Annotated in this window: 30 protein-coding genes; 21 read left to right on the top strand and 9 right to left on the bottom strand. The window is 35.2% G+C overall.

Going from position 1 to position 24,818, the window contains the following annotated elements; genetic code table 11:
• Positions 1–121: 121 nt before the first annotated feature.
• Positions 122–2,875: a S8 family serine peptidase gene (locus PSR14_RS22745; RefSeq protein ID WP_406644064.1), complete on the bottom strand. Its 2,754-nt coding sequence runs from the start codon at positions 2,873–2,875 to the stop codon at positions 122–124.
• A 228-nt stretch (positions 2,876–3,103) separates the two neighbouring features.
• On the opposite strand from PSR14_RS22745, the gene PSR14_RS22740 reads away from it, so the two are divergent.
• Positions 3,104–4,336 carry an eIF2A-related protein gene (locus PSR14_RS22740; RefSeq protein WP_000819451.1) on the top strand — a complete coding sequence of 411 codons (1,233 nt, stop codon included), beginning with the start codon at positions 3,104–3,106 and terminating at the stop codon, positions 4,334–4,336.
• Positions 4,337–4,383: 47 nt separating this feature from the next.
• Here the strand turns inward: PSR14_RS22740 and PSR14_RS22735 are convergent, their stop codons facing one another.
• On the bottom strand, positions 4,384–4,506 hold the full coding sequence (locus PSR14_RS22735; RefSeq protein ID WP_000071861.1) for a DUF4023 domain-containing protein: 123 nt from the start codon (positions 4,504–4,506) through the stop codon (positions 4,384–4,386).
• A 75-nt stretch (positions 4,507–4,581) separates the two neighbouring features.
• Positions 4,582–4,920, bottom strand: a complete 339-nt coding sequence (locus tag PSR14_RS22730; RefSeq protein ID WP_000871756.1) for a hypothetical protein — start codon at positions 4,918–4,920, stop codon at positions 4,582–4,584.
• Between the two features lie 170 nt (positions 4,921–5,090).
• On the opposite strand from PSR14_RS22730, the gene PSR14_RS22725 reads away from it, so the two are divergent.
• The 3 genes from PSR14_RS22725 to PSR14_RS22715 all read left to right on the top strand — a co-directional run bounded on the left by PSR14_RS22725 (position 5,091) and on the right by PSR14_RS22715 (position 7,013).
• On the top strand, positions 5,091–5,693 hold the full coding sequence (locus PSR14_RS22725; RefSeq protein WP_000766621.1) for a histidine phosphatase family protein: 603 nt from the start codon (positions 5,091–5,093) through the stop codon (positions 5,691–5,693).
• A gap of 18 nt (positions 5,694–5,711) precedes the next feature.
• On the top strand, positions 5,712–6,248 hold the full coding sequence (locus tag PSR14_RS22720) for a hypothetical protein (protein ID WP_046197809.1): 537 nt from the start codon (positions 5,712–5,714) through the stop codon (positions 6,246–6,248).
• Positions 6,249–6,512: 264 nt separating this feature from the next.
• Positions 6,513–7,013, top strand: a complete 501-nt coding sequence (locus tag PSR14_RS22715; protein WP_098487088.1) for a DoxX family protein — start codon at positions 6,513–6,515, stop codon at positions 7,011–7,013.
• A gap of 36 nt (positions 7,014–7,049) precedes the next feature.
• Here the strand turns inward: PSR14_RS22715 and PSR14_RS22710 are convergent, their stop codons facing one another.
• Both PSR14_RS22710 and PSR14_RS22705 read right to left on the bottom strand, forming a co-directional pair.
• Positions 7,050–7,934 (bottom strand): alpha/beta fold hydrolase, encoded by an 885-nt coding sequence (locus tag PSR14_RS22710; RefSeq protein WP_000819828.1) that lies wholly within the window; start codon positions 7,932–7,934, stop codon positions 7,050–7,052.
• A 15-nt stretch (positions 7,935–7,949) separates the two neighbouring features.
• Complete coding sequence (locus tag PSR14_RS22705; RefSeq protein ID WP_061535608.1) at positions 7,950–8,783, bottom strand: GNAT family N-acetyltransferase; 834 nt, start codon at positions 8,781–8,783, stop codon at positions 7,950–7,952.
• Between the two features lie 261 nt (positions 8,784–9,044).
• Here PSR14_RS22705 and PSR14_RS22700 point away from each other — a divergent pair, with 261 nt between their 5' ends.
• A complete protein-coding gene (locus PSR14_RS22700) occupies positions 9,045–10,430 on the top strand; it encodes an alkaline phosphatase (protein ID WP_000714927.1) in 1,386 nt (461 codons plus the stop codon).
• Between the two features lie 54 nt (positions 10,431–10,484).
• On the top strand, positions 10,485–10,949 hold the full coding sequence (locus PSR14_RS22695) for a hypothetical protein (protein ID WP_048557582.1): 465 nt from the start codon (positions 10,485–10,487) through the stop codon (positions 10,947–10,949).
• A gap of 54 nt (positions 10,950–11,003) precedes the next feature.
• Here the strand turns inward: PSR14_RS22695 and PSR14_RS22690 are convergent, their stop codons facing one another.
• On the bottom strand, positions 11,004–11,654 hold the full coding sequence (locus PSR14_RS22690; protein ID WP_000456216.1) for a GTP pyrophosphokinase family protein: 651 nt from the start codon (positions 11,652–11,654) through the stop codon (positions 11,004–11,006).
• 352 nt (positions 11,655–12,006) lie between these two features.
• On the opposite strand from PSR14_RS22690, the gene PSR14_RS22685 reads away from it, so the two are divergent.
• From PSR14_RS22685 to PSR14_RS22675, 3 genes are all read left to right on the top strand, one after another.
• A complete protein-coding gene (locus PSR14_RS22685; protein WP_001008505.1) occupies positions 12,007–12,630 on the top strand; it encodes a nitroreductase family protein in 624 nt (207 codons plus the stop codon).
• 144 nt (positions 12,631–12,774) lie between these two features.
• Positions 12,775–12,924, top strand: coding sequence for a 50S ribosomal protein L33 (gene rpmG / locus PSR14_RS22680; protein WP_001265617.1), 150 nt, complete (start codon positions 12,775–12,777; stop codon positions 12,922–12,924).
• An 87-nt stretch (positions 12,925–13,011) separates the two neighbouring features.
• Positions 13,012–14,505 (top strand): YcdB/YcdC domain-containing protein, encoded by a 1,494-nt coding sequence (locus tag PSR14_RS22675; RefSeq protein ID WP_098487087.1) that lies wholly within the window; start codon positions 13,012–13,014, stop codon positions 14,503–14,505.
• A 54-nt stretch (positions 14,506–14,559) separates the two neighbouring features.
• Here the strand turns inward: PSR14_RS22675 and PSR14_RS22670 are convergent, their stop codons facing one another.
• Positions 14,560–14,790 carry a hypothetical protein gene (locus PSR14_RS22670; protein ID WP_000667454.1) on the bottom strand — a complete coding sequence of 77 codons (231 nt, stop codon included), beginning with the start codon at positions 14,788–14,790 and terminating at the stop codon, positions 14,560–14,562.
• A gap of 258 nt (positions 14,791–15,048) precedes the next feature.
• On the opposite strand from PSR14_RS22670, the gene sigK reads away from it, so the two are divergent.
• Together sigK and PSR14_RS22660 are read left to right on the top strand one after the other, a co-directional pair.
• The gene (gene sigK / locus PSR14_RS22665) at positions 15,049–15,762 is read left to right on the top strand and encodes an RNA polymerase sporulation sigma factor SigK (protein WP_000051382.1); all 714 of its coding nucleotides are present in this window, start codon (positions 15,049–15,051) and stop codon (positions 15,760–15,762) included.
• A gap of 290 nt (positions 15,763–16,052) precedes the next feature.
• Complete coding sequence (locus tag PSR14_RS22660) at positions 16,053–16,841, top strand: phosphatidylserine decarboxylase (protein WP_001254995.1); 789 nt, start codon at positions 16,053–16,055, stop codon at positions 16,839–16,841.
• A 146-nt stretch (positions 16,842–16,987) separates the two neighbouring features.
• On the opposite strand, the gene PSR14_RS22655 is transcribed toward PSR14_RS22660, so the two are convergent.
• Positions 16,988–17,143, bottom strand: a complete 156-nt coding sequence (locus PSR14_RS22655; RefSeq protein ID WP_000850094.1) for a sporulation histidine kinase inhibitor Sda — start codon at positions 17,141–17,143, stop codon at positions 16,988–16,990.
• A 247-nt stretch (positions 17,144–17,390) separates the two neighbouring features.
• Between PSR14_RS22655 and PSR14_RS22650 the strand changes: the two genes are divergently transcribed.
• From PSR14_RS22650 to PSR14_RS22615, 8 genes are all read left to right on the top strand, one after another.
• A complete protein-coding gene (locus PSR14_RS22650; protein WP_000765311.1) occupies positions 17,391–17,903 on the top strand; it encodes a YqeG family HAD IIIA-type phosphatase in 513 nt (170 codons plus the stop codon).
• A gap of 3 nt (positions 17,904–17,906) precedes the next feature.
• Complete coding sequence (yqeH, locus tag PSR14_RS22645; protein ID WP_000140795.1) at positions 17,907–19,013, top strand: ribosome biogenesis GTPase YqeH; 1,107 nt, start codon at positions 17,907–17,909, stop codon at positions 19,011–19,013.
• A 15-nt stretch (positions 19,014–19,028) separates the two neighbouring features.
• Positions 19,029–19,862 (top strand): shikimate dehydrogenase, encoded by an 834-nt coding sequence (gene aroE, locus PSR14_RS22640; protein WP_000812102.1) that lies wholly within the window; start codon positions 19,029–19,031, stop codon positions 19,860–19,862.
• Between the two features lie 5 nt (positions 19,863–19,867).
• Entirely contained in the window at positions 19,868–20,161 is a 294-nt protein-coding gene (yhbY, locus tag PSR14_RS22635) for a ribosome assembly RNA-binding protein YhbY (protein ID WP_000955224.1), read from the top strand.
• A gap of 131 nt (positions 20,162–20,292) precedes the next feature.
• On the top strand, positions 20,293–20,862 hold the full coding sequence (nadD, locus tag PSR14_RS22630) for a nicotinate-nucleotide adenylyltransferase (protein WP_001226058.1): 570 nt from the start codon (positions 20,293–20,295) through the stop codon (positions 20,860–20,862).
• The gene (gene yqeK / locus PSR14_RS22625; protein ID WP_001078246.1) at positions 20,852–21,421 is read left to right on the top strand and encodes a bis(5'-nucleosyl)-tetraphosphatase (symmetrical) YqeK; all 570 of its coding nucleotides are present in this window, start codon (positions 20,852–20,854) and stop codon (positions 21,419–21,421) included. The genes nadD and yqeK overlap by 11 nt, the downstream gene beginning before the upstream one ends.
• Positions 21,418–21,774 carry a ribosome silencing factor gene (rsfS, locus tag PSR14_RS22620; protein WP_000653200.1) on the top strand — a complete coding sequence of 119 codons (357 nt, stop codon included), beginning with the start codon at positions 21,418–21,420 and terminating at the stop codon, positions 21,772–21,774. The genes yqeK and rsfS overlap by 4 nt, the downstream gene beginning before the upstream one ends.
• Positions 21,771–22,520, top strand: a complete 750-nt coding sequence (locus tag PSR14_RS22615) for a class I SAM-dependent methyltransferase (RefSeq protein WP_001105567.1) — start codon at positions 21,771–21,773, stop codon at positions 22,518–22,520. The genes rsfS and PSR14_RS22615 overlap by 4 nt, the downstream gene beginning before the upstream one ends.
• Before the next feature lie 171 nt (positions 22,521–22,691).
• Here the strand turns inward: PSR14_RS22615 and comER are convergent, their stop codons facing one another.
• Positions 22,692–23,519 carry a late competence protein ComER gene (gene comER, locus PSR14_RS22610; RefSeq protein WP_001020541.1) on the bottom strand — a complete coding sequence of 276 codons (828 nt, stop codon included), beginning with the start codon at positions 23,517–23,519 and terminating at the stop codon, positions 22,692–22,694.
• Between the two features lie 77 nt (positions 23,520–23,596).
• On the opposite strand from comER, the gene PSR14_RS22605 reads away from it, so the two are divergent.
• Positions 23,597–24,196 (top strand): helix-hairpin-helix domain-containing protein, encoded by a 600-nt coding sequence (locus PSR14_RS22605; RefSeq protein WP_000989939.1) that lies wholly within the window; start codon positions 23,597–23,599, stop codon positions 24,194–24,196.
• 63 nt (positions 24,197–24,259) lie between these two features.
• On the top strand, positions 24,260–24,817 hold the full coding sequence (locus PSR14_RS22600; protein WP_000439783.1) for a ComE operon protein 2: 558 nt from the start codon (positions 24,260–24,262) through the stop codon (positions 24,815–24,817).
• Position 24,818: the final 1 nt, after the last annotated feature.

Genomic DNA, 24,818 nt, shown 5'->3' with positions numbered 1-24,818 from the left:
ATTGTAAGCGCTTATAAAATTTTATCATAAGATTCGGAATTATTTAACATTTGTTTCTGTGAGAAATAGAAAAAGCCCCTATCGGAAAATCCGATAGGGGCGAAAGAATCGGGTTACTACCTTATTTCACATCTAAATCAACATTTAAATTAGATGTATTTCCAGCTGCATCTGTTGCTACAATGTAAATTGTATTTTTACCTTCTTGTAATTGAGTACGATCTAAATAAATGCCGTAATTTTTCTCCCAAGGATTTAGGAATGCACTTTCCCATACACCATTTCCGTTGATTTCATACTGTAGTCTCACTGGAATTCCAGGTGCTACCCAACCAGATTCTGTCATCCAATCTAGTAAGATATCATCCACTTTTCCTGTGATTACAAGGTTTTCTTGGTCAATTTCGTATGTTAACTTAGGTGCAGTTCGATCCAGAAATACAGCAGCTGTTTGTTTTGTTTCCCCACCAGAATTAGAGGCAACTGCTTCGATTTGGTATAGACCGTCAGCTAACGGAGTACCATCTGCTTTTGTACCATTCCATTTGAAAGGTTTGTATCCAGCTGTTTCATTTTTAGCTTGATGGATAATCCCTTGGTACGTTACACGTTCTTTTGTAACTAAATTTGCGTGCAATGTTACATCATCCACAGGTGCAACTAAATAGTAGTTGATGAGATTATCGTCTAATATTTGGTCACCATTTGGACTAAATGTAGAATTAATAATTTCGAGTCCATCTATACGTTTGTAATCTTTAGGATCGATACTAAATGTAAATGGAATGCGAGTTTCTTCCTTCTTACCTTGTTCTTTTATATACACATTTCCAGTATAGACACCTTGGGGTAGCGAACTATCGACAGTGATAGTAAATGGTTTTTCGGTACTACTATTCGGCTGTATGCTAATCGATGAAGGTACAGAAGTTTTTACTTTTGTTTTTGTGTTTGTATCTAGCAATTCCACACGAGTTGAAAAACTTTTCTTTTTACTAGATAGATTTTGTAATGTAATATTTTGCGTCAGTTTTACTTTACCACTGTTTGGCTTAATAAGACCGAAGCTCACATTGTTAGGTTTGACTAATACATCTGTTTGAGCTGCTTTCGGGATGTTAATTAAACCAGACCCTTGTGTCATAATAGGATATGTATTTTTATTCACATCTTTTAAAGTTTTTGCGGTATTGGCAAGGGATGCTTTTAATTGCTCTGTCGTCCAATCAGGATGCATTTGACGCAAGAGGGCAACCGCTCCAGCTACTTGTGGAGCAGCCATACTTGTACCATTATGAGATTCATAGCCGCCTCTCGGCACTGTGCTCGTAATTTGTACGCCAGGTGCAATTATATCTGGTTTTATAAGCCAACTACCTTGTGACGGACCTCTGGAACTGAAGTTAGCAATCAATTCGGTTGGATTTGGCTGGCCAATTTTTATATTTTTCTTACGTTTTGTAATTAAGTTTTTCAACTCTTCACCGTTTACATTTGATAATTGCATAACTGGAAGGGCAAGATTTTCACGCATAAAATATTCTGGCATAATATTGATTTCTTTTTCTGTAGAAATGAATAGTACACCAACTGCACCAGCTTGTTTCGCTTGTTCTGCTTTTACTAACGTACTAGAAGTACCTTGTAAAACAAGTGCAAATTTCCCTTTCACATCTTGTTTTGCATAATCGCTTGGATTACCATAGCCAACATATACAAGTGGAGAATCATTTCCTATTGGGAAATCTGATTTTGATAACGGTAATCCTTGGTATGTTTTGCTGGAACCAGCTACTTGGAATGTTGGAAACGGAATAGAAACTGTAGATGCTCCAACTGATATCACGCTACTTGCATTTCCAGGTGCATCAACAGACCAAGGTTTTGGACCATCATTTCCATTGGAAACGACTGCAGTAACCCCAAGCTTTGCTGCACGTTCTAACGTTAAAGTTACAGGCTGATCAGGTACATTTAAATCTTGTCCAAGGGATAGATTTAACACATCAGCACCATCTTGAATTGCTCGTTCAATACCTTGAATAATATCATCTGTTGTACCAGTACCACCGTCATTCATGACACGATAAGCTAAAATAGAAGCATTCGGAGCAACGCCTTTAATTTTTCCGTTACCAGCAATAATTCCAGCTACATGAGTACCATGTACGTTACCATCCATTGGATCATTATCTTCATCAACTGTGTCATATCCACCGATATAATTTGCTTTTAAGTCAGGATGTGTATAGTCTACACCAGAGTCGATAATCGCTACTTTCATACCTTTTCCATCAAGCGGTTTGCCAGATGGGTCTTTTAAATTCCATGCTTCAATTGCACCAATTGTTGGTCCGCCGATATTTGGTGCTTCTTCACTAGTAGTACTTTTTGATGTTTCATGTAATTTATATGTTAAGTTCGGATAGACTGCTTTTACTTCAGGTAAAGAAGCAAGAGCGGTAATTTGATCTCCAGGAACTGAAATAGAGAATCCAGAAAATAACGTATTATACACTTCTTTAATTTTTGCACCAGGTGCTTTTTCTTTTATTTTCTTAGTTGTATCTTCTTGTGCTTTTTTAAGCTCGGTATGATAAGACTGTGCATGATTATTTTGTAAATCTGGAGCATGCTGAATGTTACTTTGTGAAGCGAGTGGAGCATGTTGCAATTCTACAATGACAGAAATTTCTTTTGATGTTTTTGTTTCAACATTTTGCGCAATTTTGTTTTCTCCCCATTGTTCAATGTTCGCTTTTAACTGTGGACTAAATTGCTTCTCCTTTTGTAGCGATTCAGCATGTGCGCTTAAAGCTCCAAAACTGGAAAAGACGAGCGCCATACTTAATAGTGTAGATGTAGTTTTTTTCATTGAAACTCCCCCTAATAAAAAGTGCTAGTATTCCGAAAAAACATCTTACAAATTGATCTCGAATTACATAATCGGATGTTAGCTAAACTATATTTTCGACATAATTCATACCAATCCTCTATGAATTTAAAATTTCTTGGGAAATTTTTTCTGATTATGTCGAATAGGTATTTTTTACATATTGTAGGTGGACATTGAGGAATGCTATGAGGGAAATGGAGGGGTGTTATGAAACGGTTCATAGTAAGCGTTGGTACAATGTTAGTCGTATTTTTATGTTCAACCATTAATAGTAGCGCAGAAAATAATGAATTTAAAATTGCTTTTATTCGTCATCATGACCTCTGGATTAAAGTTGATGGAAAAGAAAAACAACTTACAAAAGGAGAGTATATAACAGGGCCAAAGTGGTCTCATGATGGAGAGTGGCTGGCATATGTAAAAGGAAAGAAACAAAGTAATCTTGAGTTATATCGGCTAAAAGATGGAAAGAAAGTTACGCCGTTTCACTCAGAAGTATCAAATTATCAATGGTCACCAACAGAAAATATAATTGCATTTATATTTACAGGTACATTACATACCTTCGAGGTAGAAAAAAAGAATGCAGATTTTGAAAATGTATCGGCTGGTGTAGGTGATTATGCATGGTACCCGAATGGAAAGAAGTTTCTTGTATCTTCTGAAGCACACTTACTTCCAACTGGATGGACAGGAGCTCAGCTATATGAAGTACAAAAAGATGCACATATGAATCCTCACAAAATGAAGCATTTGTATGCATTGCCAAATGAACATGATGATTTCCTAGCGTTAGTTGCAAGTGGCTTTCAGTGGTCGCCAGATCAAAAGTGGATTTCATTTTTAGCAGTACCGACAGCTTCATGGTCAGCTGATAGCAATACGCTTTGCTTAGTTCGTGCAGATGGTAGTCGTTTTGAAAAGGTAGATCAAATGTTATTAAACACACAATGGTTCAAATGGGCGCCAGCCAACAATATATTGGCCTATATTGAAGGAAGCGGGAGAGTTGCATTAGAGAATAAACATTTGAAAGTAAAAGAATTGCCAGCACTTCAGCAGAACACATTTACACCGAAAGGATATGTCGATTGGGATTTTACATGGAAGAACGATAACGTAATTATCGTCTCTCGAGCAAAAGAGGGAGGATTTGAAACATTGCCAGAAAAAAGGCCACTACCATCTTTATATGAGGTTGATAGTACAAGCAATGTACAGCATCGAATCACAAAGCCACCTCATAAGCAGGGTGATTATCATCCAATCTTTATGAAGAAGAGCAATCAATTAATATGGATACGTTCAGACCGTAAGAAAGCAGATGTATGGCTTGCTCATAGAGATGGAAAGCATGAAATGAAGTGGATTGAAAATATAGATGTACCAGAGTGGTATTATGAGAAATGGAATTGGGGAAATGTTATATCGGTGAAATAACAATAAAAAATCTGCCTAAAAGATAATTTTAAGCAGATTTTTTATTATTATTTATGTGTTTTATTTGGCTTTTTTTTCGCTGGGTTTCCGTTCCCTTGACGTTTTCTATTTTGTTCATCTTTTGCTTGTTTTTCATGCAGTGTATCTAAAAAGTCATTCGAGTTACTCATTTTTCTATCGCTCCTTTCCTTTCATCTTGTCCTAATTACTATAACCATTTAGGAGGATAATCATGAGATAAAAAGTTAAGCGCTTAATTTTCTTCGATAGTATACGTAAAATATGCCATACGTAATAAATAGCATAAATAAAATTTGTAACTCTACATTTTCTTTTAAAATAGTTGCGACAGAAGTTGGTAAGTATGGTGATGTATTACTCGTTTCTATACCTAACCATTTGTTTAAGAGATTAATGGTACAAAACATAAAAACACCGGACCAGCTTGCAATGATTGCCTTTTGCTTAATTTTTGTTTCGCGTTCATCATCTGTAATCCAAGGGTTAGCAGTTTTATCACTGCTAAAAAATCCGTTTATATACCCCCATATAATCATGCCAATTAAGATGGTTAGCCATTTCATATGCATGTTTCTCCTCTCTCTTGTAAAAAGTATTTTACACATATAATTGTAATGTTTTCCAATTTGTTGTGTCAAATATTTTTTACATATCGATGTTTCATATAGCAGGAATAAAGGATGGAATAGGGAAGAAATATGTAAGAGGATTTTATAGTGAGAGGAGGATGGGGATGAAACTCATCTTTGTTCGGCACGGTGAAGGAGAACATACAAAAGATTCGCCATCAAGTTTACAAGTGCCTCATCCACCGTTAACGGATGAGGGAAGGAATCAGGCTAAATTACTTCAATGCAATGTACCCTTGCAAGAAACGGATATATTAATTGCTAGTCCTACAATTAGAACTTTACAAACGGCAACAATATGGAGTGCGAAAGTAGCTTGTCAAAAAATTGTCCACCCATATGTATCCCCACGTATTTTTCCTTATCGAGAAGGAGCGACAACATTACCATGTGATCACATAGTAGATCAGGGGGTAATAACAAATTTATTTCCACATTTTTTGATAGAGAAAAGTACAAATAAACAGCTATGGACGGAAGGTATAAATACTATTCCAGAGAATCGTTTTCAGCAAATCGTAGATGAATTTCTTCTTTGGTGTTGTCAGCTAGGCGCTGAAAGAATTTGCATTGTATCTCACGACGGGACAATTACTGCGTATCGGCAATATTTACAAAAAGTCGTTTTAACTAGAGCTGATTTTTTGCAAGAAACGGGTATATATGAAATGGATGTATCCCTTAAAATTTTGATAGAGGAGATCTAATTATAGGATGGTGGGTGTATGTGGAATGTTGCACTAGTAGTTGGCTTTAATTCTGATTTAGAGGCACAATCAATCCGAGCATCACTTGAATACTTTGGGGCGAAAGTTATAACGTACTGGATTGGTAGACCGAAAGAATTCATCGACATTCTTTCTGGAAAGAGTTTATATAACGATATTAATTATGTCGTCTTTTGCTTTCATGGTGAGGAAGGAAAGTTTGTCATGGAAGAGTTAGGTGAAGATATATATGAACAAGATGAACCGAGAGGATACTTTGGTGCAGAAGAAATTTATAAATATGCAAAATTGCATAATGCAAATATTGTAAATAGTGGGTGTACGTTAGGGGAACAAAAACTAGCAGAATCTTTCTTACGTAGTGGTGCGAAATCGTATATTGGATCGATAGATTATGTAGATGGAAATGCAGCACTTATGTTTACAATACGCTTATTTTACGGGCTTATTAACCATGAAAAAACGTTAGGAGAGGTTTTTGAAGAAGCACGGTTAATTGATAAAGAGACACATACATTTCGATTATATAAGTAGTGTGAAACACGTTTATTCTATATTCGAATAAACGTGTTTCACATTTAACTCACATTTTTTTTACATTTTCTTCAATGAAAACCATTATCACTTATGGTATGATATGTTCAAGTTTTTACAGGTAATAAAAGTTACTATATAAACGTTAGTTTTTAATGTTTCATACACATGTCATGAATTATTCATAATTAACATTTTAAAAATAAGTAACTAATGTTATTTTATAACTTGTAACTAACTTAATTACAAATTTAGGAGGAATATATGGTTATTCAATTTTTAAGAGAAAACAAAGCAGTTTCTTTTGTGTTAGCGGTAATTCGAGTGTATCTTGGTTACACATGGTTAATGGCTGGAATTGGTAAACTACAAGGAAAAGGATTCGATGCAACGGGTTATTTACAAGATGCAATTGAAAAATCTAAAGGAGCACAACCGGCTGTTCAATCTTGGTGGGCATCATTTTTACAAGATTTCGCAATTCCAAACGTTGATCTATTTAATACACTTGTAACGTGGGGAGAAATTTTAGTCGGAATTGGTTTAATTGTAGGCTGTTTAACAAAAACAGCGGTCTTTTTCGGTCTTGTAATGAACTTTTCCTATATGTTTAGTGGGTCAATTGGTGTGAATCCTGAAATGGTTATTCTATCAATGTTCGTTCTAGTTTCTGGTATGAATGCTGGTAAATTTGGAATAGATGGTTTCGTTATTCCGAAAGTATTAGGTTCAAAAACTCAAAAACGCCAAAAGCAAGCTGCTTAATATATGAAAACGGGTATCTCAAAATGAGATACCCGTTTATTTTTCAGTTATTATAGGGTTTTTGCCAAAGAAATCTTTCACATACCCTACAAACTCCTGTGGTTCCTGACGAAATGGTGCGTGATAGCCTTTCTCGATAATATGGAAAGTACTATTTTTTAAAAATTGATGATACGTTTCGCCCTCTTTCCAAGAAACGCTACTATCATTTCTTCCCCATATAATTAAGGTCGGTTGTTTTATTTCATTTGCGTTGATTTGAAGACGTCTAGGCCATAATTTCATTTTATTGTAATGCTCTTCATCATTACGTTTAAATTTCACTTTGCTCTCATCATAATCTGCAATGGCAGAAACGGTATTTAAATCAGTCGACAACTGTGGTCTTGGTGATCCTTGTTTATTAACGAGTGTATGAGGACCGCCCGTAGCATCAGTTAAAATAAGGTGGGTAACGGATTCTGGATATAAATATGTTAAATTAAGAGAAATTTCTCCGCCCATTGAGTGGCCCAATATTGCAAACGAATCGTAACCTAGTTTTTTCATTAATTTATAATACAAATTTGCATGGGTTGGGAAAGAATAATAAAAATCCATCGGCTTAGATGAGCGCCCGAATCCTAAAGCATCTACAGAAATAATTGTATGATCTTTTGCTAAGTCTGAGTAAATCTTTTGAAAACCATCTGACGATCCTCCAAATCCATGGATCATAAGTAAAGGTGGTTTTTCATTGCCAATCTTTTTGAAGTAAATGGTTTGACCATCTATTTCTACCATTTTTTCCTCGGTAGCTAGTTTTGCTGTAAGTGTATTTTTAACTTGTTTTACTTGTTCTACTGGCTTTTCTGCTGCACTACATCCTACTAATAGTGTAAGAGTAAGACAACCTACCATAAAATAGCTAAATCGCTTCAATTAGGTGTCCCCTTTCTAACATAACGCTGTATCTATCATAGCAAATAGCATATTACGATTTCCAGGAAGTTCGCTACCATTTTTTATCATAAGAGGTGAAAGGAGCGTTTCTTGGAAATTTTCTATTTGAAGAAATTTGCGAAATGAAAATTGTGAATGTGGGACATCAATTCTTACTGTGCCATTCCAACATTCACATATGTTTTGTAGTAATTGAATAGCATCTTCTTCTCTTTTGGCGATAAGTGGATTGATACATAATATACTATCTTTTTGTATGCATAAGGAAAAAGCTTCTATACAGTTATGTCTCTCAATTTTAAAAGAGTGGCTCGTTCTTGGTAATAGTAATGAATAAAGTAAAGAACGATCGGCACCAGTTGTAATTTGATCGAGGGAAATAAGCGATATAAGATCTTTTTCTTTTATTTGTTTTGTATGAGTGATATGTGTCTTAGTAGTTTGTTTTTCAAAACGATGAATCGTCGTTACTGTTTGAAATCCGCATGATGTATACAGAGGCTCGCCAGCTTTTGTTGCAATAAGTGCAATTGGTTGTTTTGTAAGAGTGTGTTCTAAGCAGTGATTAAGCAAAATACGCCCGATACCTCGTCTTTGAAAATGAGGATGGACGATTAACATGCCAATAGTAGAAAACCTATCTTTAAAAGGAAATACGCCTCCAGCTGCAATCAGTTTATTTTCATGCATATAACCGACAAGTGTACCGAGAGAAAGGTACATTTCGAATTGTTTTTTCATAAATGCTTTATTTTGTAACCATCCAATAGCTTTACAAAGGTCGAGTAAATCAAAAATAAAAGATTCATCAAGCTTTATTATTTTCATACATGCTCACCACATTTCTATTAATTTTCATAAAAGTAGATGGAAAATGTTAAATAAGAGATTTACGTTAAATGAAATCCAAATTGTTTATATTTTGATTGTAAAGGTGAAGATGGTTGATATGAAAAGACAAACTTATACAAATTATAACTGATATTTACATAAGTTAACAAAAAATTTACATATAACTAATTTTCTCTTAATAGTCTTCTATTAAATTTGATAGTGGGAAATGAATAACCTAATTAGGGGGACAAGACAGTGAAAAAGTTTGTGAAAAAAGCATGGCCATTTGCAGTTGTGGCATCATTAGCAGTTACTTCGGTAGCAACATGGAATTTTACACGTTCTAGTGAAGTGAGTGCAGATGAGAACGGAAGCAATGCAAAGATTAAAAATGTCATTGTATTAATTGGGGATGGTATGGGCCCTTCATATATGACAGCTCACCGTTATATGAAAGATAATCCAAAAACTTTTGAGATGGAATCTACAGAGTTTGATAAACATCTTGTAGGAACACAAAAGACATATCCAGAAGATGAACATGAAAATATCACAGACTCTGCATCTGCAGCAACAGCTATGTCAGCAGGAATTAAAACATATAATGCGGCAATTGCAGTTGATAATGATAAAGCAGAAGTGAAAACTGTTCTTGAACAAGCGAAAGAAAAGGGGAAATCAACAGGACTAGTTGCTACTTCTGAAATTACACATGCAACACCAGCTGCTTTCGGTGCGCATGACATTAGTCGTAAAAATATGGACGCAATTGCAAATGATTATTTTGATGAGAAAATTAAAGGGAAGCATAAAGTAGATGTTATGCTTGGCGGCGGCGTAAAAAACTTTGTTAGAAAAGATCGCAATCTTACAGAAGAATTTAAGAAATCTGGTTATAGTTACGTAACAGATCGAGATCAATTGTTAAATGATAAAAATGATCAAATTCTTGGTTTATTTGCACCAGGCGGTTTAGATAAAATGATTGACCGCAATGAGAAGACACCTTCATTAGAAGAAATGACAAATGCAGCAATTGAGCGTTTGAACAAAAATAAAAAAGGTTTCTTCTTAATGGTTGAAGGAAGTCAAATTGACTGGGCAGGACACGATAATGATATCGTTGGTGCAATGAGTGAAATGGAAGACTTTGAAAAAGCATTTAAAGCTGCGATTGAGTTTGCGAAAAAAGATAAAAATACGTTAGTTATTGCAACGGCAGACCACGCTACTGGTGGATTATCTTTAGGTGCAAATGGTGAGTATAACTTTAAAGTAGATCCAATTAAAGCTGCAAAACGCACACCAGACTTTATGGCAAATGAGATTGCAAACGGTGCAAATGTAGAAGAAACATTGAAAAAATATATTGATTTACAATTAACACCTGAAGAAATTAAAGCGGTAAATGATATTGCTCCTTCAAAAGATGTAACAAAGATTGATAATGCGATTGAAGATATTTTCAATAAGCGTTCGGTTACAGGATGGACAACAGGTGGACATACAGGAGAAGATGTAAACGTATATGCATTTGGCCCTGGTAAATACTTGTTCTCTGGCGTTCAAGAGAATACAAATATCGCGAAACGTGTCTTTGATATTGTTGGCGGTGGCGACCCGAATAAAGGAAGACGCTAATTATAAACGAAAGTGAGGCGAAATGCCTCACTTTTCTTTTTAGGAGATGGGAAGATGAGAGCTTTTTTCAGGGGGATAGGACTCTTTCTAATAGGTGTATTATTGCTAGTTGGATGTCAATCCAAAGAGAATCAGATAGAACAAAAAGCTACTACAAAAGCTGAAGGAAAGGTACAAATAACGAAAGAAGAAGAGAAAACGATTCAAGGTGTGATAGAGAAATTTGTACGGACGACAAATGAAAAAAATCTTACTGAACATATGGAGTTATTTTCAAAGAACATGCCTAGTGCTGAAGACTTAAAAACGCAAAAAGAAGCAGCTTTTCAAAAGGGAAATAAGAAAATTGAATTGGAACATATAGACATAAAAGCTAGTAAAGCAGGGTATGTTGTTGTTGAAACAAAAGAAAAGGAAATAGATGGAGAAATCACTCTTCAGAAAAAAGTACAGTATGCACTTGGAAAAGAAGAGGATGGCTGGAAAATTGAAGAGGTTCGCACGATAGAGAAGAAATAAAGTGAAATTTTCCGTAAATAGCGCAAAAAGGTTCTCATTGGCGAGAACCTTTTTTTATAGTGGTAACATAATTTGATCTGAGCATGCTTCGATATCATCAATATCTTGGCGAATGGTTGCCATTTTATTATCAAGATCCTCAGCTTTCATTGCGGCATCATGTAGTTCATCTTTTAAATAATCAGGTATTTTCCCTTCATATTTATAATAAAGTTTATGTTCTAAACTTGCCCAAAAGTCCATTGCGAGCGTACGTAACTGAATTTCTGCAAAGACTTCTTTTGTACCAGAATTCAGTGATAAAGGATATTTAATAATCATGTGTAAACTTTTATATCCATTTTGTTTTGGATTAGCGATATAATCTTTTACCTCTATGATTTCCATATCTTCACGCTTTTGAATGACTTCTTTCAAATGATAGATATCTTCTACGAAGCAACATGTAATACGAATGCCAATGATGTCTTGTAAATGCGTTTGCGCATTTTCAACTGTCGGTAATAAATTTTTACGCTCAAGTTTTTTAATAATACTTTCAGGTTGTTTTAATCTTGTTTTTATATGTTCAAACGGGTTGTAATCCTCTAAAAATTGGGCTTCCCGGTTCATAATTTCAAATTTAGTTTTTAACTCTTCTAAAGCAAATGTATATGGTAGTACAAAAGCTTTCCAGTAGTTAACTGTTGATTGATTATATTCCATTTATATACACACCTTTTCCTATTTACAAGTGAGGTTGTTATTATACTAAACACCAAATCATGTAGGCGCAAGCAGCAAATGATGAGATCATAAAACGATATTTAGTTTTCATACTTTCAACTCCTTTCGATTAAAAATTCTATATGAATAAACGTGATTGTTAATAAATTCACTATGTACAATTTCTATAGTAATAGATTCGTGTGAATTTCGTATGAACTAATTGTTTCAGCTTTTTGTCTTTTTTTGCAAATCATCATTATTCTCGATAATTTAAAGTGTTTTTATTTGATTTATTCATTTGTATAAATTAATGTATATTTGAATTTATAGTTATTAAGGAGGCTATACGGTGAACTTTGAAGAATTAGCAATTGCTAGACGTTCTGCAATGAAATTTGTACAAGGAATAGAAATCCCAGATGAGGACTTTAAAAAAATATTTGAGCTCACAAAGCTTTCTCCATCTTGTTACAATTTGCAACATACACATTATGTTGTAATTCGTGATCAAGAGCGCAAAGAAAGATTAAAAGAGTTAGCCTTCGGACAATATAAAGTATCGAGTGCATCTGCGGTAATACTTGTTTGTGGTGACAAGAGAGCATACCAAAATGTCGAAAATATTTATTTCGGTATGAAGGTTTTAAAGATGATTGATGAATGTGAGTATGAAGATACAATTAAGCAAACGAAAGGGTTATATGAAGGAAAAGGAGAACGCTTCATGGAAGAGGAAGCGATTAGAAATGCTTCGCTAAGTGCGATGACTTTTATGTACGCAGCTAAGTATTATGGATATGATACGTGTCCAATGATCGGTTTTGATGAGAAAGCAGTACAAGGTGAATTGAATATGCCAGAGCATGTAGTACCTGTTTTAATGATTACGATAGGAAAAAGTGATACTACTAAAATTCGCCCACGAGGATATAGAAAACCAATTAGTGAGTTTGTTACATATGAGACATTTTAATACAAGGTATAGATTACTTAAATAAAAGGGTTCTATTTAGATCCCTTTTATTTTGCAATTGACAAATAGAATGAAGTTATATAATATATAAATCGTAATCATTACGATTTAGTTTGCGATCTTTAAAAGAAAGGAGAATTACATATGCGTGTAAATATTACACTAGCTTGTACGGAGTGCGGTGATCGTAATTATATTTCTAAAAAGAATAAACGAAACAATCCAGAGCGTATCGAACTAAAAAAATATTGTCCACGATTAAAACGGGTAACGTTACATCGTGAAACGAAGTAGAAGACTAGAGATATCTCTAGTCTTTTTTGTTTATTATCCTTTGGTTTTGTTTGTTATAATTACCTTAAATTGTAACAAGGGGGCGGTATGATGAATCAAAAAGATATAGAAAGAAAAGAGCAAGTGGCTCATATGATCAACATTCCAGATGATTATAGACTTGTTGTAGACGATCAAGAAGGCGTAGATGACCCGTATCATCTATTATGGTGGGAGCATAAAGAGGATGAAGAGAGAATGATACAAATTACGCTGAATAGACATACTGGTAATTTAATTGAATTTAGTATAGATGATGAAAATTCTTTTTCGGACGATAAGGAAGCTCTAGAGGAAAATCAAGCGAGAGAGATTGCAAATATATTTTTAACAAAATATACAAAAGAAGGATATGAATTTTATACATATGTAACTGTTAAGGACGACAGGCGTGGTTGGAAAGAAGTAAATTATATGCAAGAAGTGAATGGCTATCCATTGCCGAATACGGGGTGTGTTGTGCTAGTACATCCATTAGGTGATGTGATGCATTTTTATTATAATGGACAAAAAGCTATCGAGAAAAAACCGTTATGGCCAAGTGATATTGTTGAGGAGAACGTCGTCTTAGAAAATTTGAAGGCTAGACAAGATATGAGACTTGCATTTGTAGATTTAACACACTCCTCATGTGAGTATGAAAATGGAGAAGAAGTAAAAGGGTACCATCTTGTATATGAACCAGATCCTAGCCATGCGTTTATTAAAGCAAGTACAGGCAAAGATTTGTTTGGGCCAGATCACTATAGAATAGCTTCTACAGTACCGGTTGTTAAAGCGATAAAAAACAGTGAAAGAAAAGATGTGCTCGATTTATTAGATTGGGATAAAGAAAAATTTATAAAAGTAGATGAAAAAGAGGATAGGTATGAAATTCAGATGAGATTTGTACTGGAGAAAGAATTACAAAAAGAAAGAAAAGAGAAAGATGCATATTCAATGGAGGAATTCTATAAAAAGTATTCCCCGATATTGAAACATGATAACTTCGTTGTAATTACTTTAGATAAAGAAACAAATCAATTACTTTCCTGTTTAATGTGGAAGGATGAGCGAGAAAGGAAAACGCTCTTATCTAGAGACCAATGTTTAGACAAAGCACTTCAATTTTTGGAGCATATTATTCCGGATGCAACCAATTATGTTCAACTTTGGGATAATTATGAAAAGGAAGATGGAATTGAGAGATTTTCCTTTTCAATATATGTAAATGACATTCAAGTAGAGGGAAAATATATTATGATTAATATTAATACAGAGAATGGTGCTGTGATGCACTACTCTGGAGAGTCTAGCAATTTTATAAAAGAATTGCTCACATACGAAACAACACCAAAAGTAACAAAGGAAAAAGCGTTAGAAATATACAGAGGGGCCATGCGAGTTCATTTAGAATGGTTTTTAGAAAATGAGGTAGAGGAAACAATTTACGAACTATTGTATAAACAAACAACGGATGAAAATCATAAAGAATCCTTCGACTGTAGTCGAGAAATTCGTTATATTGATGCGCATACTGGGGAGAAAATTTGGAGTAAATAAACTTTTAAATAGGGAAAAAGGTCTTCGAGAGAAGACCTTTTTTAGAAAGAACGATTATTCTTCGTATGTATCAATTTTATATAACCACTTCTGTACACTAGCAGGCGGTCCTTCTGTTCTCCACTTTATTGTACACATTCCACAAGAACAGTGAACTTTTCCTTTTGCAAAAATACCGGCAATTTCAGGAGTATATCCCCATGTGTGTTTTGCAATATTCATTTTTCGACGCATTGTACGTTGACGTTGGTGTCTTGTATAAGCACGTGTTCTTTCAAATTTCATATTTGTAATCCCTCCTTGTAGTACAAGTAGCTTGCAAGAGCGTACAAGGAGTTCATCTCTTACAAGCTACTCAGGTACAAGAGGGAAATGAAATATTTCATATTCCACTCTCCAATCTTTTGTTTAAGTATACGTAGTGAAGCTTTATGAGACAATTATTATGCTTAAAAACATACGGGAATGATATCGTACAGACACAAACAACCTCATGCCCACATACACTTAGTAAAGACCACTATTTTGGCGGAGGTGAAAGGTTTGAGTCTATTCGCCGCAATTGGATATATGGTTCGAGAAGTGTTTGTTTTTGTTTCTTATGTGAAGAACAATGCGTTTCCGCAGCCATTATCATCAGACGATGAGAGAAAGTACTTAGAGTTAATGGAGCAAGGTGATGCTCAAGCGAGGAATCTGTTAATTGAACATAATTTACGGCTTGTAGCTCATATCGTTAAAAAATTTGAAAATACAGGGGAAGATGCAGAAGATTTAATTTCAATTGGTACAATCGGGCTCATTAAAGCAATCGAGAGCTATTCGGCAGGAAAAGGTACAAAACTTGCGACGTACGCAGCACGCTGTATTGAAAATGAAATTTTGATGCATTTACGTGTATTAAAGAAAACGAAAAAGGACGTTTCACTTCATGATCCAATCGGGCAAGATAAAGAGGGGAATGAAATATCGCTTATTGATATATTAAAATCAGAGTCTGAAGATGTAATTGATATGATCCAGCTTAGTATGGAGTTAGAAAAGATTAAAGAGTATATCGATATTTTAGACGAACGAGAGAAAGAAGTAATCGTGAAGCGTTTTGGACTGGGGCTTGATAAGGAGAAGACGCAACGAGAGATTGCGAAGGCACTTGGTATTTCCAGAAGCTACGTATCAAGAATTGAAAAGCGCGCTTTAATGAAAATGTTCCATGAATTTGTAAGAGCAGAGAAAGAGAAAAAAGCAAAAGAATAATGTACATTACAAGCAGCTGTATTTTAAAATGGGCTGCTTTTCTTTTTGGAAATAAGGAAAGAAAAAGAGTTGTGTTCAGAAGAAATCCATGTTCACTGTTGAAAATGACGGATTCTATCTGTAATATTAGAAGGTGCTAAACAATTTAAGAATGATACCGTACTTAGTTTTCTGCATGTATAATATGGCGGTTCTATATGATATGTGGGAATAAGAACTAATTTTACATATGATATAGAAGGAAAAGAAGGGGAAGCTAAAGTTATAGACTGATTAGGAGGTTCCGCAATTTGCGACGTACATTATATCGACTTATGATCGAACTTACAAATGGTCGTTTTACTTCTTATATATTACGTAAATTTGCACAATCTCGTTTGAGCTCTATCATTATTCCATCGTATGCGAAAGTATTTCAAATTAATCAAGATGAGATGGAAAAGGGTTTGAAGGAATATAGAACATTGCATGAATTATTTACACGTAAGCTAAAAGAAGGAAAGCGTAGTATTGATACAGATGCATCGAGTATCGTTAGTCCTGTTGATGGTGTTTTTGCTGATCACGGTCCTATTGAGGACACAAAAACATTTGATATTAAAGGCAAGCGTTATTCGATTGTGGATATGCTAGGTAATGAAGAACGTGCACAGCGATATGCAGGTGGTACATATATGGTTATTTATTTAAGCCCAAGTCATTATCATCGTATTCATAGTCCGCTTTCTGGTGCTGTGATTGAAAGATTTGTACTCGGTAGAAAATCATATCCGGTAAATGCAGCTGGTATGGAATACGGGAAAGAACCATTGTCAAAAAACTATCGCTCCGTTACAGAAGTGAATAGTGACGGTGAACATATGGCGCTTGTAAAAGTAGGAGCTATGTTTGTAAATAGTATTGAGCTGCTGCATGAAAGAGACACTGTTCAAAAAGGTGAAGAAATGGCATACTTTACATTCGGTTCAACAGTTGTGTTATTGTTTGAAAAAGATATGATAGAAGTAGTGCAAGAATTGAAGAGTGGACAAGAGCTTCGCCTTGGTGAAAAGATTGCTACTCGATTGGCTCATAAGTAAAAAAGATTTTATAACTGTAAGTAAGATTTATGGACAAAGATGCGTAATGATGAAATTCCCTAGATGGGAGTACTTGTTTATTCGAGAGCCATCGCAGGATGGCTCTTTTTACAAGTTAGTTACTTAAAATTTCACTTTATATGTAATCAAGACGATTTGACGAGCTTGTCCTCTAATGAGCGTCTAATAATTTCTTGTTTTATAAGTAAAATGAAGTCGGGATTTAATTTTAGTTCTTTTGCTTTATAATAAGACTCAGTGAGTAACTCAGTAGATAACTGTTCCATATGTTTTGTTTTCAAGGTGAGTCACCTCCTAATAATATAAGGATTGATTCGTTGTTGCATTTAATGTACCAAAAAAATATGACAGTCACAAACGGGTGGTTATCCACATACCTAGGTGGATAAAATGTGTATAGATTGTTAGTAAATTCCAAATTAACCGAAAAATTAATGTGGAAAATGTGTACAATTTTATCCACAGGCCATATATCGAAATATGTTGTCGAAAAATTTTTATGAAAACTCCTCAAAGAGGTGAAAGAAATTGAAACTATTTTTACCAAATGAATATGTGAAAAATGTATATCATGTTCAACCAGAAGATTTGAAGAAACGTGGAATTAAAGGTGTTATTACTGATTTAGATAACACTTTAATTGAATGGGATCGTCCAAATGCAACGCCACAACTTGAAGAATGGTTTTTGAAAATGAAAGAGCAAGGCATTCAAGTAACGGTCGTTTCAAATAATAATGAGCAACGAGTGAAAGATTTTGCTGATCCATTAGGCATTCCATTTATTCATAGTGCGCGTAAGCCATTTGTTCGTGCGTTTAAGCGTGCGATACGAGAGATGCAGTTGCAACCAGATGAAGTTGTAGTAATTGGGGATCAGTTACTGACAGATGTGCTAGGTGGAAACCGAGTTGGACTGCATACAATTTTAGTTGTACCAGTAGCACAAACAGACGGATTAGTAACGCGCTTTAATCGAAAAATTGAACGAAGAATTATGAGAAACATGAAGAAAAAAGGTTTAATTAACTGGGAGGAATAAAGTTTGACTGAAACAATTAAATGTATTGGTTGCGGTGTAGAAATTCAAACAGAAGATAAAAATGAAGTGGGATATGCTCCTGCCTCATCTTTAGAAAAAGAACAAGTCATTTGTCAACGCTGTTTTCGATTGAAACATTATAACGAAATTCAAGATGTCTCATTAACAGATGATGATTTCCTACGTATTCTAAACGGTATTGGAAAATCGGATGCGTTAGTAGTTAAAATTGTAGATATTTTCGACTTTAATGGTAGCTGGTTACCTGGCTTACATCGTTTCGTGGGAAATAATAAAGTATTACTTGTTGGGAATAAAGCGGATTTAATTCCTAAGTCAGTAAAACATGATAAAGTAAAGCATTGGATGCGCTATAGTGCAAAGCAGCTAGGATTAAAGCCAGAAGATGTCTTTTTAATTAGTGCAGCGAAAGGACAAGGGATTGCTGAGCTGGCAGATGCGATTGAGTATTACCGCGGCGGAAAAGATGTTTACGTTGTTGGATGTACAAATGTAGGGAAATCAACATTCATTAATCGTATGATTAAAGAATTTAGTGATGAGACTGAAAATGTAATTACAACATCTCATTTCCCAGGAACAACGCTTGATTTAATTGATATCCCGTTAGACGAAGAATCTTCTTTATATGATACGCCAGGTATTATTAACCACCATCAAATGGCTCATTATGTTGGAAAACAAAGCTTAAAGCTTATTACACCAACAAAAGAAATTAAGCCAATGGTATTCCAATTAAATGAAGAACAAACATTGTTCTTTAGCGGATTGGCACGTTTTGATTACGTAAGTGGCGGTCGTCGCGCATTTACTTGTCACTTCTCAAATCGTTTAACAATCCATCGTACAAAGCTTGAGAAAGCAGATGAATTGTATAAAAATCATGCAGGGGATTTACTAAGCCCGCCAACACCAGAAGAATTAGAAAATATGCCAGAGTTAGTGAAATACGAGTTTAATATTCGTGAACCAAAAACGGATGTTGTATTCTCTGGATTAGGATGGGTTACTGTGAACGAACCGGGAGCAAAAATTGTTGCACACGTACCAAAAGGAGTAAGTGTTTCATTGCGTAAATCTTTAATTTAATATGGAGAGGGATTTATGAAACAATTATATGGTGTAATCGGAAATCCAATTGGACATTCATTATCACCCGTTATGCATAACGATGCATTTGAACACTTGAATATGGATGCCTATTATCATGCCTTTCTTGTTAAAGAGGAAGTGCTAGGGGAAGCAGTAAGAGGTTTAAAAGCGTTAGGTATTTCAGGATTTAATGTAACAACTCCGCACAAAGTTGCGATTATGGATTATTTGGATGAGATTGACCCGCTAGCAAAACAAATTGGTGCAGTAAATACGGTGGTTCATAAGGATGGGAAATTGATTGGCTACAATACAGATGGAATTGGTTTTGTCAAAGCGCTACAGTCAATTAGTAGTGAACCACTTCAAGAGAAACGTATTTTATTGCTTGGCGCAGGTGGTGCTAGTCGAGCTATTTATTTTTCACTTGCTGATGTAGGTGTAAAAGAGATTGATGTAGCGAATCGTACAGTAGATAAGGCGAAAGAACTTATTACTGCATGTACGGCTACTGTTCATTCTGTTGCTTTATCGTTAGAGGAAGCAACAGAAGAACAAGAGAATTATGATATTATCATTCAGACGACAACGATAGGTATGCATCCACGTGTCGAACATACGCCGTTACAAATTTCTTCGTTGAAAAAGGGAACGATTGTATCAGATATAATTTATAATCCATTTGAAACGAAAATTTTATGTGAGGCGAAAGAGCAAGGTGCAATCATTCAAAATGGTATTGATATGTTTGTTTATCAAGGAGCGCTTGCATTTGAAATGTGGACAGGTTGCGTACCGAATATTGAACGAATGAAACAATTAGTTATAAGAAAGCTTGGAGGCTAACATATATGTTAACAGGAAAACAAAAAAGATTTTTACGTGCACAAGCACATCATTTAACACCAATTTTTCAAGTAGGAAAAGGCGGAGTAAATGAAAATATGATTAAACAAATTGCAGATACTTTAGAAGCTCGTGAGTTATTTAAAGTAAGTGTGCTACAAAACTGTGAATTCGATCGCCGTGAAGTTGCAGAAGAGCTTGCAAAAGGTGCACGTGCGGAAATCGTTCAAGTAATTGGAAGTACAATTGTTTTATACAAAGAATCAAGAGAAAACAAGCAAATTAAACTTCCTCGATAAAAATAGCATATGTTATTTTTATCACTAGTAATGGTGTAGAGATCGAAACCAATTGAACTTTTATTAACAGTAAACTCTCTTCGGATGGAAATGAAGAGAGTTGCTGTATGTAAAAGGAAGGGGCGTTTCTTTTGAGAAAAATTGGCATCATTGGTGGTACATTTGATCCGCCACATTATGGACATTTGCTCATTGCAAATGAAGTATATCATGCTTTGAATTTAGAAGAAGTATGGTTCTTACCGAACCAAATTCCGCCGCATAAACAAGGGCGGAATATTACAAGTGTAGAAAGTCGCTTACAAATGTTAGAACTTGCGACTGAGGAAGAGGAACATTTTTCTATTTGTTTAGAAGAGCTAAGCAGGAAGGGCCCATCTTATACGTATGACACTATGCTACAATTAACGAAGAAGCATCCGGATGTGCAGTTTCACTTTATTATTGGTGGAGATATGGTTGAGTATTTACCGAAGTGGTATAACATTGAAGCGTTACTTGATCTTGTAACGTTTGTTGGGGTTGCAAGACCGGGTTATACATTGCATACACCTTATCCTATCACCACTGTGGAAATTCCGGAGTTTGCAGTTTCTTCATCTTTATTACGTGAGAGATATAAAGAGAAGAAAACATGCAAATATTTACTTCCTGAAAAAGTACAGGTATATATCGAGAGGAATGGGTTGTATGAATCGTGAGGAAGCACTTCATATTGTGAAACAACAAATGCATGAAAAACGTTATATACACACAATTGGTGTAATGGAGACGGCAATTGAACTTGCTAAATTATACGGTGTGGATGAAAAAAAGGCTGAAGTTGCAGCTATATTCCATGATTATGCGAAGTGTAGAGCGATTTCAGAGATGGAAGAGATCATTAAAAGTGAAGGTTTGCCGAAAGATTTACTTTGTTATAACAAAGAGTTATGGCATGCACCTGTTGGGGCATACTTAGTAGAAAAAGAAGTAGGTATTACAGATCCTGAAATCCTGCAAGCTATTACATATCATACAAGTGGTCATGAGAAAATGACGATGTTAGATAAAGTAATTTATGTAGCTGATTACATTGAGCCTGGGCGAAAGTTTCCAGGGGTGGAGGAAGCTCGTAAACTCGCATATACGGATATAGATCAAGCTTTATTATTTGCGCTAAAGAGAACAATTCAATTTTTAATGGAAAAAGATCAAACGATTTATCCATTAACATTCCAAACATACAATGCAGTTATCAAGGAGGAAATGAGTAAATGAAAGATAAAGATTTATTAGTATTAGCAGCAAAAGCAGCTGATGATAAGAGAGCAGAAGATATGGTTGTCCTAAATATGCAAGGTATTTCACCAATTGCAGATTATTTCATTATTTGTCACGGTAACTCAGATAAGCAAGTGCAAGCAATTGCACGTGAAATTAAAGCGAAAGCACACGAGTTCCAAATCGACGTACAACGTATGGAAGGTTTTGACGAAGCTCGCTGGGTATTAGTTGATCTTGGAGATGTAGTTGCTCATGTATTCCATAAAGATGAGCGTAATCACTATAATTTAGAGCGTCTATGGGGCGATGTGCCACGTGAAGATATTACAGAAGAGTTAGGCCAATGAACTACGAACAATTTGCGTTGCTGTACGATGAACTAATGAATGATGTCCCTTATGATAAATGGGTGGAATTCACAGAGGAAAGCTTGCAGCAAGCGGATATGAAAGAGGCGAAGATTCTTGATGTAGCATGCGGTACTGGTAATGTAACGCTTCCGCTTGTACAAAAGGGTTACGATGTAATCGGTGTCGATCTTTCGGAAGAAATGTTAGCAGTCGCACAGCAAAAACTAGGCGAGGCAGGATATTTTATTCCTTTTTACCAACAAGATATGCGGGAGCTTGATGTTCCAGGTGAGTTTGACTGTGTAACGATCTTTTGTGATTCATTAAACTATGTATTGCAAGAAGATGGAGTGCAAGAAACATTCCGAAGAGTGTTTCATCATTTACGTCAAGATGGTTTGTTTTTATTTGATGTACATTCTTTATATAAAATACATCATGTATTTCAAAATGAAACATACACAGTGAATGGAGAAGAAATATCTCTTATTTGGAATTGCTTCCCTGGTGAAGATCCAAACAGTGTAGAACATGATTTAACATTCTTTGTTCAAGACCCAGAAGAAGATGTGTACCATCGTTTTGACGAATGTCACGTACAACGTGCATATCCGGTTGAAGAGTTAACGAAATGGCTTGAAGAAGCTGGTTTTACAGTGCTTCGTGTAACTGGTGACTTTGAGCGACTTGAAGTTACAGAACAAACAGAGCGTATTTTCTTCATGGCGAAGAAAAACGGATAAAACAAAAGCAACCGAGAAGGTTGCTTTTGTTTTGTGAAGAAGCTGTAATTTTAGTTCTAGGATAATAAGAAAATGACATACGTGGATTGTGAAAAAGCTAGTTTAAGTAAAAATGTAATGTGAAAAATTAAGTATTTATAAAAAGGATTTGGAATGACGATGACGTATTTGTTATGTGTGTTTATTGAATTGCTGATCAACGCATTTTAAATCTTCATCAAATTTCTCGTGTGTCCGCTCGATTAATTTATGAAACATATCTCCAACATGTTCTTCTAAAACCCGAATACCTTCTCCTGTAACGCCGCCTTTCACACATACTTTTTCTTGTAAAGTAGGCAATGTGAAAATTCCTTTTTCGAGTAGTTTCCCCATTCCAACGACCATTTCACTTACTAAAGTAGTGGCTTCTTCATGTGTAATATTTGTTTTATCTACAGCAGCATTAATGAAACATTGTAATAAATAACTAAAGAATGCAGGGCCGCAGCTTGCTATATCAGATGAAACGCGCGTTATATCTTCTTCTATTACAAGGGGAGTAGAAATGTTTTTGAATAAGCGAAATAGTTTTTGTTGCCATTCTTCAGAGCAGTTACTTCCAAATGTAAATAGTGATGCGCCGGATAGGGCGCGGTTTGTAATGCTCGGAATAATACGGGCAACATGGCAAGGTACAAGTGTCTCTAATTGTGATGGAGATATTGGACTTGTGATAGAAACTAAGCACTTTTCATCAGAAAAATGTTCAGCGTATTTTTGCAAGATTGGGTATATATCTATCGGCTTTACGCAAATAAAAATAAGATGTGATCGTTCGATTACCTCATCAATAGTTTTGGCTATATGAACAGAAGGGTGTTTTTCCTTTATATGATATGCTTTGGCGGGCGTCCGATTAATGATCGTAAGGCACGAAGGTTTGACAGCACGGGTTTCTAAAAATGCATCGATTAGTATATTCCCCATGTTTCCTGTCCCTATAATTCCTATGTTCAATGTTTCATCCCTCCTTCGTAACAGCTTTCTCCTAAACAATATGAATGATGTTATAAATTTATGATTAGAGGTGAAAAATGATGTGGGATTTTCCAAAGAAATGGTTAGGATTAGTTGCTATTATTGGAACTGTGCTTTTTCTTATTTTCTGGAAAACGAATGAGCATACAGAGCGATCAGTTATTGCAACGGATGTTCAAGCGAAAGATATAGAGAAGAAAAGTAAACCGAAAATATCGGATACAAAGCAGCAGAAAAAAATAATTGTAATTGATATGAAAGGGGCTGTTGTTAAAGAGGGGGTGTATGAAATGAAAGAAGGGGACCGGGTCAAGGATGCTATTGAAAAAGCAGGTGGTTTTTTGCCTGAGGCAGATAGGATGAAGGTAAATTTAGCACAAATGGTACAAGACCAAATGATTCTTTACGTACCGAATAAAAACGAACAAGTGCAAGAAGTAGCTGCTGTTTCAAAGGGAGAGGGAAAAGTTCAAATAAATGCAGCTTCTAAAGAACAACTTGAAAAAATTACAGGTATTGGTTCTCGGAAAGCAGAAAGTATTTTGAAATATCGAGAGGAACATGGTCCGTTTCAAAAAATAGAAGATTTGTTAGAGATTGATGGGATTGGTGTGAAGTCTTTGGAGAAAATAAAAGATCAAATTATTATTCCGTAAAAGATTGACGAAGTTTTTCTTCATTCGCTACACTACAAGTAGACAAAAAAGTAGGTGAAGAATATGGAACGAATTTCATGGGATCAATATTTTATGACGCAAAGCCATTTGTTATCTTTACGTAGTACATGTACAAGGCTTGCAGTAGGAGCGACAATTGTTCGTGATAAACGAATTATTGCTGGTGGATATAATGGTTCAATTAAAGGTGGCGTACATTGTATAGATGATGGATGCTACGTTATTGATAATCATTGTGTTCGTACAATTCATGCAGAAATGAATGCTTTGTTACAATGTGCAAAATTTGGCGTGAAAACGGAGGAAGCGGAAATTTATGTTACGCATTTTCCTTGTTTACAATGTTGTAAGGCGATTATTCAAAGTGGTATTACAGCAGTTTATTATGCACAGGATTATAAAAATCATCCGTATGCCGTAGAGTTATTTGAAAAAGCGAATGTAACGGTGAAACACGTTCCGCTAGAATACGATATTGCAGCATTAGAGGATCAAAAGCGTCATATGGAGTTAAAAGAACTATTTGCATCTTTAGAAAAAGAGAACTTATCAATGGAAGAATTACAGCATGTATTCACGAAAGCAAAAATGATGCTATAAG

Origin of the sequence: Bacillus sp. A01H (assembly GCF_045277205.1) — a bacterium.
Taxonomy (GTDB): Bacteria; Bacillota; Bacilli; order Bacillales; family Bacillaceae_G; genus Bacillus_A; species Bacillus_A paranthracis.
Note: the sequence above shows the minus strand (reverse complement) of the source record. Positions and strands in the feature narration are given on the sequence as shown.

Coding starts and splice junctions, on each gene's coding strand:
- PSR14_RS22605 (WP_000989939.1), top strand. CDS start 23,597: ATGATGTGGGATTTTCCAAAGAAATGGTTAGGATTAGTTGCTATTATT.
- PSR14_RS22720 (WP_046197809.1), top strand. CDS start 5,712: ATGTGGAATGTTGCACTAGTAGTTGGCTTTAATTCTGATTTAGAGGCA.
- rpmG (WP_001265617.1), top strand. CDS start 12,775: ATGCGTGTAAATATTACACTAGCTTGTACGGAGTGCGGTGATCGTAAT.
- PSR14_RS22670 (WP_000667454.1), bottom strand. CDS start 14,790: ATGAAATTTGAAAGAACACGTGCTTATACAAGACACCAACGTCAACGT.
- aroE (WP_000812102.1), top strand. CDS start 19,029: ATGAAACAATTATATGGTGTAATCGGAAATCCAATTGGACATTCATTA.
- PSR14_RS22600 (WP_000439783.1), top strand. CDS start 24,260: ATGGAACGAATTTCATGGGATCAATATTTTATGACGCAAAGCCATTTG.
- rsfS (WP_000653200.1), top strand. CDS start 21,418: ATGAAAGATAAAGATTTATTAGTATTAGCAGCAAAAGCAGCTGATGAT.
- yqeK (WP_001078246.1), top strand. CDS start 20,852: ATGAATCGTGAGGAAGCACTTCATATTGTGAAACAACAAATGCATGAA.
- PSR14_RS22725 (WP_000766621.1), top strand. CDS start 5,091: ATGAAACTCATCTTTGTTCGGCACGGTGAAGGAGAACATACAAAAGAT.
- yhbY (WP_000955224.1), top strand. CDS start 19,868: ATGTTAACAGGAAAACAAAAAAGATTTTTACGTGCACAAGCACATCAT.
- PSR14_RS22735 (WP_000071861.1), bottom strand. CDS start 4,506: ATGAGTAACTCGAATGACTTTTTAGATACACTGCATGAAAAACAAGCA.
- PSR14_RS22675 (WP_098487087.1), top strand. CDS start 13,012: ATGATGAATCAAAAAGATATAGAAAGAAAAGAGCAAGTGGCTCATATG.
- PSR14_RS22715 (WP_098487088.1), top strand. CDS start 6,513: ATGGTTATTCAATTTTTAAGAGAAAACAAAGCAGTTTCTTTTGTGTTA.
- PSR14_RS22705 (WP_061535608.1), bottom strand. CDS start 8,783: ATGAAAATAATAAAGCTTGATGAATCTTTTATTTTTGATTTACTCGAC.
- PSR14_RS22745 (WP_406644064.1), bottom strand. CDS start 2,875: ATGAAAAAAACTACATCTACACTATTAAGTATGGCGCTCGTCTTTTCC.
- PSR14_RS22740 (WP_000819451.1), top strand. CDS start 3,104: ATGAAACGGTTCATAGTAAGCGTTGGTACAATGTTAGTCGTATTTTTA.
- PSR14_RS22615 (WP_001105567.1), top strand. CDS start 21,771: ATGAACTACGAACAATTTGCGTTGCTGTACGATGAACTAATGAATGAT.
- PSR14_RS22695 (WP_048557582.1), top strand. CDS start 10,485: ATGAGAGCTTTTTTCAGGGGGATAGGACTCTTTCTAATAGGTGTATTA.
- PSR14_RS22690 (WP_000456216.1), bottom strand. CDS start 11,654: ATGGAATATAATCAATCAACAGTTAACTACTGGAAAGCTTTTGTACTA.
- PSR14_RS22730 (WP_000871756.1), bottom strand. CDS start 4,920: ATGAAATGGCTAACCATCTTAATTGGCATGATTATATGGGGGTATATA.